The organism is Bacteroides celer (assembly GCF_002632415.2).
Lineage (GTDB): Bacteria > Bacteroidota > Bacteroidia > Bacteroidales > Bacteroidaceae > Bacteroides.
Window position 1 is genome coordinate 4,297,470 of sequence record NZ_CP178209.1, and the last position, 13,507, is coordinate 4,310,976.

At 40.9% G+C, this 13,507-nt stretch carries 6 protein-coding genes; 2 read left to right on the plus strand and 4 right to left on the minus strand.

From position 1 onward, the window contains the following. Positions 1–14: 14 nt before the first annotated feature. Positions 15–3,098 (minus strand): SusC/RagA family TonB-linked outer membrane protein, encoded by a 3,084-nt coding sequence (locus tag CJF29_RS17645; RefSeq protein ID WP_099146055.1) that lies wholly within the window; start codon positions 3,096–3,098, stop codon positions 15–17. Positions 3,099–3,404: 306 nt separating this feature from the next. Between CJF29_RS17645 and CJF29_RS17650 the strand changes: the two genes are divergently transcribed. Continuing rightward, on the plus strand, positions 3,405–4,277 hold the full coding sequence (locus CJF29_RS17650) for an aldose 1-epimerase family protein (RefSeq protein ID WP_099146074.1): 873 nt from the start codon (positions 3,405–3,407) through the stop codon (positions 4,275–4,277). 72 nt (positions 4,278–4,349) lie between these two features. Here CJF29_RS17650 and CJF29_RS17655 read toward each other — a convergent pair whose 3' ends face one another. From CJF29_RS17655 to CJF29_RS17665, 3 genes are all read right to left on the minus strand, one after another. Then, complete coding sequence (locus CJF29_RS17655) at positions 4,350–6,230, minus strand: DUF4980 domain-containing protein (protein ID WP_099146054.1); 1,881 nt, start codon at positions 6,228–6,230, stop codon at positions 4,350–4,352. 140 nt (positions 6,231–6,370) lie between these two features. Next, on the minus strand, positions 6,371–7,144 hold the full coding sequence (locus CJF29_RS17660) for a class I SAM-dependent methyltransferase (RefSeq protein WP_074637881.1): 774 nt from the start codon (positions 7,142–7,144) through the stop codon (positions 6,371–6,373). Positions 7,145–7,364: 220 nt separating this feature from the next. Then, complete coding sequence (locus CJF29_RS17665) at positions 7,365–9,875, minus strand: carbohydrate-binding protein (RefSeq protein ID WP_099146053.1); 2,511 nt, start codon at positions 9,873–9,875, stop codon at positions 7,365–7,367. Positions 9,876–10,255: 380 nt separating this feature from the next. Here CJF29_RS17665 and CJF29_RS17670 point away from each other — a divergent pair, with 380 nt between their 5' ends. Next, positions 10,256–13,498 carry a glycoside hydrolase family 2 protein gene (locus CJF29_RS17670; RefSeq protein WP_099146052.1) on the plus strand — a complete coding sequence of 1,081 codons (3,243 nt, stop codon included), beginning with the start codon at positions 10,256–10,258 and terminating at the stop codon, positions 13,496–13,498. Positions 13,499–13,507 lie beyond the last annotated feature (9 nt).

Here is a 13,507-nt window from a genome sequence, read left to right on the forward strand (position 1 = left end):
ATTTAGGATAAAAATTAAAAACCAAGTGATAGACCGAATGTATAAGTGCGAGGCTGAGGATATGGATAGCCCAGTCCTTCAGGGTCGGCACCCGTATAATTAGTCAGGGTGAAAACGTTCTGTGCTTGCAGATACACACGCAAATTGGAAAGACGTGCTTTTTTAATCCACTTATCCGGGAAAGTGTAGCCCAGCGTTAAAGTCTTCAGCTTCACGTAAGAACCATCTTCGATAAAGAAAGTAGAACTGCGTGTTTCTACATTATTATCCACCACAGTCAGTGCAGGAATATCACAATTATAAACTCCGGTTTGCTCATAATCATTCCAAGCATGCATTGCATCCATCAGACGTACAGAATGATTACCTGTCCAGCCTTGGAATAGGTCGGTATAAAACTTAGAGTTATTCCATGCATCGCGAATCATACCATTGAAGAATGCGGAAAGATCAAACCCTTTGTAAGATGCACCGATATTTAAACCACCGATAAATTTAGGTTGATCGCTACCTTGCCAATCCATATCGGCAGTATTGATGACGTTGTCACCGTTAAGGTCTTTGTAGCGAATACGTCCCACACCGGGAGCTCCAATCTGTACATCATATTTGCTTAGATATTCATATACCTCTTGCTTTGTTTTGAATACACCATCGGCTTTATATGACATCCATGAGCCATAAGGTTGTCCCACAATGGTTTTGTCCACACCGTTACCACCTCCCCAGGTATATTTGATAACATCCGGAAGTTCGGTAATTTCATTCTTATAATAAGAGATGTTGAACGAAATGTCATACTTGAAATCCTTTATTTCATCCCGCCAAGTAAAGGTTGCTTCCACCCCGCTGTTATCCATACTGGCAGCATTATACCATTTATATCCACCTTCGCCAATCACACCTATATAGGGTTTTTGAATTAACATACCAGTGGTCTTCTTTTGAAAATAGTCCAGAGTCAAGCCCAAACGGTTATCGAAGAAAGCGGCATCAATACCAAAGTTCAGTTGCTTGGTCTCTTCCCACTTCAAGTCGTTGTTACCCGAACGATCTTTCTGTACACCGGGCACGACTGTTGCACCATCACCATTGAAGTTGTATGAACCATTGGACATGTTAGTGTAATAAAGGTTATAAGTAGCATTGTTGTCAATCTGGTCATTACCATTAATTCCCCATGATGCACGTAATTTAAGGTCTGAAAGCCAGTTTTGCGTACGTTCCATAAATTTTTCGCGTGACATTCTCCAACCAGCTGATACAGAAGGGAAGACGGCTGAATTATTCCCTTTACCAAAACGTGAAGAAGCATCACGACGCACCGTTCCTGATATGAGGTACTTATCATCGAACGCATAGTTTACCTTACCAAAGTAAGAAACCATAGCATAAGTAGAAGCATTGTTACCCACGCTTTTTCCTTCGGTCACGGTGTCCAGATAGCGATAGTCAAGGTCTTCTATCACCAATCCGCGACCATACCCCTGCAAATGCTCACCATTTTCTTTCTTAGCTTCGGTTCCTATCACAGCACTGATATTATTCTTCCCGAAATCTATACTATAATTAGCCGTGTTCGACCATACCCATTGTACACTATTATCCTGTCGTACGGTCAGTTCATTTACATCTACCTTCCGATCGGCTTCGCTCCATTTTGGGACAAAGGTTGAGTTGAAACCGGTAGTATAATTCAAGCCAAATTGGCTCTTCAATACCAAATTTTTAATAGGCTCTACTTCCAAATAAACATTACCAAAGATACGCCAGCTTTTATGACGATTATTGGCTTCGTTGTCCGTCAAACGAATGGGATTCGGTTTATCTCCCAATATATCCACATAACCACCGGCGTACCCTCCGTTTTCATCATACACAGGAATGGCCGGATGCTGCGCAATAACCAATTCTTCTATACCGGCAGGATTAAGATGTTCCAACCAATGGTTCACCGAGATGCTTTCTCCCACACGTACTTTACCATCCACAAAGCGGAAATTAGAAGCTAAACGCGAATTAAAGCGTTCGTAGTCTGTATTACGGCAAAGACCATCTTGATTCATATAGTTTAAGGTAAGAGCCACATTACCATCCTTAAATCCTTTAGAGAGGGAAAGATTATAATTCTGCATCAAAGCTGTACCAAATATCTCCTTTGCCCAATCAGTATTGCCCGACTTTATCTTCACTCCATTCTGGTCGAAATAATATTCTTGCAGTTGGGCTTTCTCTCCATTTCCATAGACAACACTGTTTGGATAGGTTCCAAAAGTATTTTTATAGGCTTGCCAATAAACATCACCCCATTGGTAAGCGTCAAGCATATCAATACCACCGGCAAAAGTCTGGGCAGTGAGCGACATATCAAAACTTACCTTTACATCACCTTCCTTAGCACGTTTTGTGGTAATGATAATGACCCCGTTGGCAGCCTGAGCACCATAAATCGCAGCAGATGCTGCATCTTTCAACACCTGAATGGATTCGACATCATTGGAAGAGATGATAGAAGCTACATTGTCATGTGTCTGAACACCATCTATCACATAAAGAGGGGAAGAATTGTTAATGGTAGTAATACCACGTAATTTAGTATCCGTGTTTCCACCGCCGGGTTTACCATCAGTTGTCACGTTCATACCGGCTACACGCCCCTGCAAACCTGACATCACATTACCGGTAGGTATATCCGCTACCTCTTTCATCTTCACTACGGCTACCGAACCTGTCAGACTGGCTTTCTTTTCAGCCATATAACCTGTCACAACCACCTCATCAATCATCTTAGCATCTTCTTCCATCACTATCTTCAAGGAAGGTTTAGCGGCAATAATCACTTCCTTATATCCTATATAAGAAATAGCCAATGATGCATTTGCCGGTACACTAAGAGTAAAGTTTCCATCTAAATCGGTAATAGTTCCAGTTGATTTAGAATCATTTTGCACTACGGAAGCACCAATAATCGGTTGCCCATCAGTCTTTGAAGTAACGTTTCCCTTCACCGTTATGTTTTGTCCCCAAAGGACTGACATGAAAGTAAACAGGAAACAAACGCTGCAAAGAAGTTTTTTGTTCTTCATAATACTAAGCATTAGTTTGATGTTATTAAATTAAAAGTACGAATTTTATCTTTATCGATGATGCAAATTACGGTTGATTTATATCAATCGACTGAAAGAAATGTTTCAAAGGCTGTAACATTTGTTGCATAGAACGCTATTTTATAGGGTTTTATACATTATTTTTCTCATCACAAGAATTATGAAGAAGATATTCTCTAGTCAGTGCGGAAAATATTACCTTTGCGTAGTAATAGAAGCTTTTAAAAAGTAGTTATTATTAAAACGATTAATAAAAAAAGTCAGTTACCGATTGTAACCAACTGAAAATTGAACGATATGAAAACAATCTCCAACGAACAACTTTCCATTCAAGTATCTCCTCATGGAGCTGAACTTTGCAGTATCTTTGCCAATGGAAAAGAATATCTGTGGCAAGCGGATCCTGCTTTTTGGAAACGTCACTCTCCTGTCCTATTCCCTATTGTCGGAAGTGTATGGGAAAATGAATATCGCAATGAAGGGATTCCTTATACGCTTACCCAACATGGATTTGCCCGCGACATGGAATTTACGCTTGTTTCTGAAAAAAAAGATGAAATACATTACCGCCTTATCAGTAATGGAGAGACTTTGCAGAAATATCCGTTTCCATTCTGTCTGGAAATAGGTTATCGCATTCAAGGAAAGCAGATTGAGGTGATATGGAAAGTAAAGAATACCGGCGACAAAGAAATGCATTTTCAGATTGGAGCACATCCTGCTTTCTACTGGCCGGAGTTTGATGCGAACAGTTTAGAAAGAGGGTTCTTCGGATTCGACAGGAAAGACGGTTTGAAGTATATTCTTATTTCTGAAAAGGGATGCGCTGATCCTTCTGTTGAGTATTCCTTAGAGTTGACAGACGGATTGTTACCATTGGATACTCATACTTTTGATAAAGATGCTTTGATCTTGGAAAATGAACAGGTTCGCAAAGTTACCTTATATAATAAGGAGAAACGGGCTTATTTAAGTTTACACTTTAATGCTCCGGTAGTCGGCCTTTGGTCGCCACCTGCAAAGAATGCTCCTTTTGTCTGCATCGAGCCTTGGTATGGACGTTGCGACCGCGCGCACTATACTGGTGAATATAAAGATAAGGACTGGATGCAACATTTGCAACCAAGTGAGATATTCCAAGGAGGATACACGATTGAAATTAATGAGTAATCAATAAAAGTAGCTGCCAGATTTCACATCTGACAGCTACCAACACCTAATTCTAATCTACAAAAACCTAACTTATAAACCTAACTGATACACATTGAATGAATTGACATTAAACGTACCTCCTTTGCTATAAAAACACATACGGTTGTATGGTTCCGACGGAAAAATGAGATTGGTCATTGCTATCTTTCCTCCGTTCAGGAATATTTCTACAGAACATTTATCAACAAAAATATCCAAAGCATATTTATTTTCTTTCTTTATCGGTGCCCAGGTAGCTAATGCGAAATCATCGATATAATTGATGGAAGTCGTCTTTCTGCGGTCATGTGCTTCTATTTCATGAGGTACGCTGTTCTTTCCGAAGTCTACGATACCGCTTTTCGTTCGGTCCATTACCAGTTTCTTTTCCGGAAGATTGAAATAGATGTCCACCTTTTCACCTTTATCATTAAAGAGACTGAATCCCATAATTTCTGCTTCGCCGGTAGTAATCTCCAATGCTAATTCATAAGCTCCGTCATTATCAGCCAATAAAGAATCAATATGATAATCATTCACAACCGTAAATGCAGCAATCTCTTTACTTTCTTTTCGTAAAGCTTTTATCTCTGTTACCGGAGCTGCCGAAAGATAAACTTCACCGTCTTGTGTATAAAGCCCCAATTCACGTGGCAACGCATTGGCACTACGGAACTGTTTTGTCGGAACGATATTACAATATTGCCAGTTACTCATCCAAGACACAGCAATCACACGATCACCAGTATTCGAGAAACAAACGGTGGCATAGTGATCTTTGCCCCAATCCAACCATTTCGTGACATTTGGCTGATTGTCACAAATAAACTTCGTTCCATCGAAATCTCCTGTGAAGTACTGGGTAGCACTCCCCCCGAAGTAACATCCCGGATTTACATTTACTATCAACGCCCATTTCTTACGGTTCGTATCCCCATCTACCGAAAGTTCTACCATGTCCGGACATTCAAACTGACAAGGCTGCACTCCGTATCCTTCTCCGAAGCTACTCATATAGTTCCAGTCCTTCAGATTCTTAGAATCATAGAAACGCATTTCTTTATCGGCAGAAACAATCATAACCCATTTATCTTCCGGTTCATACCGGAAAACTTTCGGATCACGGAAGTCTTTCAAACCGTCAGAAGAACGCAGAATGGGGTTCTTCTCATATTTAGTAAATGTCCGCCCGTTATCCTTGCTAAAAGCAAGACATTGTATCTGCCCGTTTTTGTCACTGGCAGAAGTATAAAAAGCCAGAATACTCCCTGCTCCGTAACCGGCTACATTCTCCTGATCGACAATCGAGCTGCCCGAAAAGATATGTCCCAATGTGTCACGGGCAATAGCTGGTTCCAGATGTTCCCAATGCATCAGGTCTTTACTGACAGAATGTCCCCAATGCATATTTCCCCATTTAGAACCATAAGGGTTATATTGAAAATACAAATGATATTCTCCATCTTTATACACCAGCCCGTTAGCATCATTCATCCAGCCATAAAGGGGAGTATGATGATAAACAGGACGAAACTTTTCTGTATTGGTAGTATCAAATGTATCAGATAATTTGATTTCTTTCCAGCAAAGTGCGTCTTTTGATTTATTACGGACACGTATGGTTACATTCCTCGTTCCGCCAGGCAAAGCAAAGGGAACAAAATAATCCACTTGATTCTGTGCCAAACGAATATCCATATCGGTATCGGCAGCTTCTCCTGTATGGAGGAGAACCTGACTTTCCGGTGCTTCCTCTTCTATAGGAAGCAATATATAATTAGTCGGATTGGTGATATGGATGACAGTCAAGCTATCACCTTGCTGTTCCAAGGTCAATTTGCTTTTAGTCGTATGGCAATAAGTCAGTCCATAAGAGACTGTTAATGCAAGCGCTACACCTTTACATAGTTTCATCCAGGGGGTTGTTTTCATGGCAACAAAGTATTCCTAGTTTATACAATCTTTAATCTAGAAATAGACGAAGGCAAAGATAGGGGATATCTTCACCTTCGTCTATAAACTTTGTTTCAAGAGGTATCAATTTTGATACATCTATCTATTCATGTTCTACTTCAATACGGACAATCGGACTTGTACTGACAGACAAATACTTGTTTTCCCGAATTATCATTAAATACTTCTTCTTCAAATCCTCCATACTTATGTATAATATCAAAACCACTCCATTCCAAATATGAATCTAATTCTTGAGGAAAAAACATTCTCATATCCAAGTTCTGAATAGAATTGAATTCACCATTGATAAAATAATGCCATTCTATACGATTTATCTGAGTTTTACTTTCATATCGCATGGTCTGCTTTATCAATACTTCTCTACCATCGTCAGTGGTATATGCAGCTATTTCCTTCGGTTCTTTTTCACCTTCAACTATATATTGAATATTCGGATTAAAGCAATCTAACAGAAATAAACCTCCTTCTTTGAGATGATTTTTAACGACATTAAATGCCCTAAACAAATCTTCATTCTTATATAAATGATGGATTGAATTAAATGGAATAAAGACAAGATCGTATTTGTCCTGCAAATTTAAAGTTCTAATATCTGCCTCAATAAACCTTATTTCTAATCCTGCTTCAAAAGCCTTGATCTTCGCTTGGTCGAGCATTGAAGACGTATAATCAACGCCACTAATATTATATCCATCCTTTGCAATTGGAAGAGTAAGCCTGCCTGTTCCACAGCAAAGTTCAAGTATTCGGGCATCCTTACTTTTGGGTAGCCACCGCTTATAAAAATGCAAATCAGCCAGATCGGTATTCATCCCATCATAAATATTTGCATCATAAATTAAATCGCCAACTTGATAATTACTATTCATTCATGTCCTCCAATCTCTTTTTATTATCACTCTACTCGAAACCAATATCCTTTGCATCCGGCCTCAAATGACCAGTAACTCCTCAATCAGCCCTAAAAGTTACTGGTAGTTCGCAAATTTAGCAAATATCTGTAAGCCAACTATGATTATCTTTTAAAACCTTCATTTTAATGATCTTCAATTCTAATAGAAGCCTGATATGGAATATTGTTGATATAGTCTACCGAAATTCAAACCAATCAATATTCATCGGACTAAGTATGTGAATCTTCATTGTATGTGTACCGGCTGATAATTGCAGGTTCGATACTGTAAAATCATTGTAAGTAGTCCAATTTCCCGTAGTTGTGGCCACAGGATTCAACTGTGCTCCTCCATCAAAAGAAAGGGCAAACTTTCCATCCTTCTCCGCTGCTGCACGAACCTTGACTGTAGAAACCTTCTCCTGAACATTAAATGTATATTGAATCCAATCGCCACCGGAAGTATTACTTATATGAACAATATTATTACTTGCACTAATCGCTACTCCCTGATCGCTCCGGTAAGACTTAAAGTTGCCGGATGAAGCATTCTTAAAGCTATATTGTCCGTCATCAAAATCTTCCGCCTGAATGATACCGGGCACTTGACTGTGTCCTGCCCCAAACTTAATCCAATCGATATCAATATCCCCACTCTTTATACGAAAATCAATATATTGTTCGCCTGTTTCCAACTCTATTGGATACACTAAAGTCTCATTCCATACTCCGGCAGAACCGCTTAATACTATTTCACCAGTCTTATAAACTCCATTCACAGCAATACGGAATTTACCCCCCGAACGCTTCTGAAACATTCTGCAAGTAATACCATAACGTCCAGCCTCTTTGACGTTGATTGAATAACGCACCCACTCTCCCGATTTCATACCTTTAAGATAAGTGATTCCGTTTTGCGTTTCCTGTTGCATTCCTCCCTCCAACGGATTTTTATGGTATCCATAATGTTCACCGCCTGTATTGTAGTTTTCAGCCTGTATTACTACAGATGGCGTCATCCTCACTTCTACAGCCCGACCACTACGGGGACTCCCCCAGTTTTGTACCATCTTCAATTTATTATTCTGATCATACTCGATCGGATCGACACAAACCGAACGCAATGCTCCTTTTCCCGAATAATTAGCCGTATGATAAAAAGAATACCACCGACCTTTATACTCTACAATAGAGCCATGAGCCGTTTCTTCACCATGAGGATACATATATGCACCGCATGGAGTGAATGGTCCCAAAGGATTGTTCGACATAGAATACTGCATCCGGTTACCTCCCTGACTACCCGCATGATTATCCGAATGGCTCAAATAATAGTTGCCTTTGTACTTATGTACCCAAGGTGCCTCATGAAAATCAGTAAAACCACTCAAAGGACTCATTACTCCATCCAGTTTAGTCCAGTCATCCTTGCGCAATTTAGCACCCCAACAGCCTTTGCCGGCACCGCTGGTATAAATATAAGGTTGTCCGTCATCGTCTACAAATACACAAGGATCAATCGTAGAAGGAATACCGTCAATCACTCCTTTCACCCTGAACTTTGCCGCAGGCTCCTTACTGGTTGCTACAAAGATGCGCCACGTATTAGCGTCAATCTTATGAGGGAAATAAAAATAATATAACTGTTCTTCTTTATTATAAGCACAATCAGGAGCCCACATAAAGCCATCGATTCCCATACCCACATGTGCTTTTACTGTGGCCGAATTCATGATCTCCCCATGATCCGTCCAGTTTTTCATATCCGTAGTGGAAAAAACGTGGTATCTGTCCATGCGGTCACATCCTTGTGTCGGTTCCATATCATGTGAAGCATAAACATAAAGACGACCGTCTGCCCATACATGTGCTGAAGGATCGGCTGTATAAAGCGTTCCCGTAAATGAATTCTGATACATCTGCGAAGAGAAATCAACAAACAACGGATTATGCTCATAATAACCGTATCTTGGATACTCAAATTGAGAACCGTCTACTTTATCCCCGGTATATTCTCCGGTACGCGTAAACACAAACTTATCCAGATTCATACTCCCCGTAGTGCACCATCTCAATACATGCCTGCCCTCACTTAGTTGTACATTGGTTACCTTCACCGAATGTGAGTAGACACTCCATTCATCCTCCGGCGATTCTACGATCTGACCGGCAGACTTTCCGTCCACCTCAAAATAAAAGCTGGTCTTTCCCCCACCCGACACACAATAAGTATCAATGGAATAGGCTCCTGCCTGATTGACCTGTAGTGTATAACAAAGCCAATCACCATTATTGACATTACCTATATTTATAACTTCTCCGCTTTTACTGATAGCCACTCCTTTCTCTGTACGGTAATCCTTATAATTTCCTGCCATACTGTTTTTAAAAGAGAAAGAAATATCCTGTCCACCATCATCAAAATCTTCTGCTTCTATCACTGAAGACACTCCCGATATCACAGACAAACTATTTCCTTCCGAATCTTTTTTAAACGGGATTCCCCGATAATTGGTCAGATATTCCTCGCAACTGATCCCATTGTCATAGCGGTCATCAACATACTCATATTCATCGCCGCCATCGTCCCCCTGTCCCGGATCATCATTGATTGACGCACGTTCCTCCTTACAAGAATTTAAAGCAATCATTCCTCCCAAAAATAGTGGAAGAAAATACCTCAAAGCAAATAACAAATTGTGTCCCATAGTTTTTCTTTTTAATTAAATTGAACTCGTTAGATTTGTGAATGTAAAGATAGCATGAGGCGCTTACCTCCGTTATTAAAACCGGATTAACCAAGAATTAAAAAACAATTAAATCACTTAACAAGCAATTTTTCTTATCAATCACCCCAAAAAACAGTAAACCGGGCACCGAATAAAATCATTTTCTCCATCAGTTTTTTTAGTTCCGCAAAGATGCTTGCCAAGGAACATTTTACCCTTTATTTAGAAGAAAAACAGATGTTTTATACAATTAATCACTTTTTAATCCCAGATTAAGCCCTTTCATTCCTCCTTTTTAACGCTTTTCCCTTTACTTTGCCGCTAACTAATAATATCCGAAAAACTATTAATATACAAATATGAAGAAGAATCTAATCCTATTGTGCAGTTTGCTGACAGGTTTTACCTTACAGCCCATACAGACAAATGCACAAACAGTGACTAACGATCAAAAGTTATTTTATCCCTATTCTTTTGCTCCCAGTGAAGGCTTGGTCAATAAAACCGAGAAAGAGCATCGTCAAGAGATTTGCCTGAATGGTTATTGGGATTTTCAACCCGTCTCTTTACCGAAAGAGTACAAACAAGGAAAAGGAGTAGCTCCCCAACTGTCCCTTCCGAAAGATGGCAACGGTTGGAGCAAGACACGTATAAAAATACCTTCTCCGTGGAATATCAATTCTTTCGGCTATCGCGATCTGGAAGGTCCCGACCATCGCAACTATCCTTCTTATCCTAAAGAGTGGGAACAAGTAAAAATGGCATGGATGAAAAAGAACATTACGATTCCCGCCAACTGGACAGGTCAGCAAATCAAACTTTACTTTGAAGCAGTGGCCGGATATTCCGAAATCTATATCAATCAAGAAAAAGTAGGTGAAAACTTCGATTTGTTTCTGCCGTTTAGCGTCGACATCACAGACAAAGTGACTCCCGGTGAAACAGTAGAAATTCTGGTAGGCGTACGTAGCCAGTCCTTATTCGAAGATAATTCGACTATCGGTCGCCGCATTGTGCCGGGAGGTTCTATGTGGGGATATCATATCAACGGTATCTGGCAGGATGTATATTTGCTGGCCTTACCCAAAGTTCATATAGAAGATGTATATATAAAACCATTGGTTGCCAAAAACACATTGGAAATAGAGGTGACCCTACAAAATAAAACCGACCGGAAAGCTGATATACAACTGCAAGGTAATGTCAGAGAATGGATAAATTGTGCCGGAACAGACATAAACTCTGCTCCCGTTCCTGCATGGACACTGGGTACGGAAGCATTACAGGTAGCACCGTTCAAAGTTACAGTTGCGCCTAATGCATCACAAAAAGTAACCTTACAAGTCCCTGTCAATGAAAACATACTGGAATACTGGACTCCCGAACAACCGAATCTGTATGCCCTGTTACTTTCCATAAAAGATAAAAAGCAAACCATCGATACAAAATACGAACGTTTCGGCTGGCGTGAATGGACATTGCAAGGAACCACACAATATCTGAACGGTAAACCTTATGCTTTACATGGAGACTCCTGGCATTTCATGGGTATCCCACAAATGACACGTCGCTACGCATGGGCTTGGTTCACTGCCATTAAAGGTATGAACGGAAATGCAGTCCGCCCGCATGCACAGGTTTATCCCCGCTTTTATATGGATATGGCAGATGAAATGGGTATCTGCGTATTGAATGAAACGGCCAACTGGGCCAGTGACGGCGGACCGAAACTGGACTCCGATCTCTTTTGGGAAGCATCGAAAGCACATTTGAAACGTTTTGTCCTGCGCGACAGAAATCATGCATCTGTTTTCGGCTGGAGTGTCAGTAATGAAAACAAGCCTGTTATCCTCCATGTATATAACCGTCCCGAACTGATGCCTGTTCAAAAGAAAGCATGGGAAGAATGGCGCGACATTGTACATCAATACGACCCTACCCGCCCATGGATTTCAGCAGACGGTGAAGACGACGGTGATGGCATATTACCTGTAACCGTAGGACACTACGGAGACATCAACTCCATGAAGCGCTGGACCGAAATCGGAAAACCTTGGGGAATCGGTGAACACAGTATGGCATATTATGGCACGCCGGAACAGGTTTCCAAATACAACGGGGAACGTGCCTATGAATCACAAGAAGGGCGTATGGAAGGACTAGCCAACGAATGTTACAACCTGATAGCTAACCAACGCCGGATGGGTGCTTCATACAGCACTGTTTTCAACATGGCATGGTATGCACTGAAACCACTCCCACTCGGCAAAAAAGATAAAAGTAAAGCACCCAGTGTCAGCGAAGACGGCGTATTCTTCAGCGAATACAAAGAAGGTGTTCCGGGCGTCCAACCGGAACGCGTAGGACCTTATTGCACGACGTTCAATCCGGGTTATGACCCGACTTTACCACTCTATCAGGAATGGCCGATGTACAGTGCCTTACGTGCAGCCAACGCTCCGGGCGAACCGGCATGGTCTCCTTATGCAACAATCGACAAAAAGCAGTATCAGGCTCACAAAGCTACCAATACGGCTAAGAACTATAAAGAAGTAGTATTTATCGGTAATCCAGACAGCAAAGTAAAACAATTGATGGATGCGCAGGGAGTAATCTTCGCTTCCAAAACAACCATCCCTTCCTCACTGCTTTACATCGTGGATGGCAGCGAGGCTTTAAACGCCGCTACTCAAAAAGAAATTCAGAAACAACTAGCCAAAGGCGCAGACTTATGGATATGGGGAATAACACCGGAAACCGTAGAGAAATACAATGAAATCCTACCTCTTCCCGTTGCACTAGATCCGCTGAAACGTTCTTCTTTCCTACCTGTACAAAAAGCATGGATGCATGGGCTCAACAATTCCGACTTCTATTTCTGTGAACTTCAAAAAGCGGATGCCTCCAATTATTCGTTAAAAGGCGCATTTGTAGAAGAAGGTGAAGTTTTATTGAATGCCTGCAAGACCGACTGGCGCAAATGGAACAAACGTCCGGAAGAGATCAAAACAGCCGGTACAATCCGCAGTGAATACGAATGTACGTCTGCCACTCCGGTATTTGTTAAATATCAGCATGGCTCTTCCACTGTCTATTTGAATACATTGACTGAATTCGCCAATTCAGAAAAGGGATACAACACGTTGAGCATTATCCTGAAAAACGCAGGTATAAACTATCAGAAGCCGGAAATCAACATCAATGAAGTTTTCTTCCTGCGTGACGAGCAAATGAACTTCCCGGTAGCAACCAAAGAAAAGTTTGTGAAAAAGAATAATGGTTGGGCATTGGAATTCTACGTATTTAGCCCACGTCCTTTGGACGACTTATTGATAGAACCCAATATGCCGAAACTCTCCTTGATGTTAAAAGCCAAAACCCGCGAGTTGTCCATCAATGACAAACCTTATGCAAGTCTGTCGCACGATGGACGTAACGAGGTAATCTATAAAGAGCTCCCTCTGTTGCAAGGCTGGAACAAACTGGTTATCACCATAGGAGACGGAGACCGGAATGACTTTAACGGCTTCTTTCAATGTGACAACAAAAAGGATTTTCTCCCAACGTTGAAAGCTGCCTTTACCAATCCGGAAGCCAAATAAATGAATAAT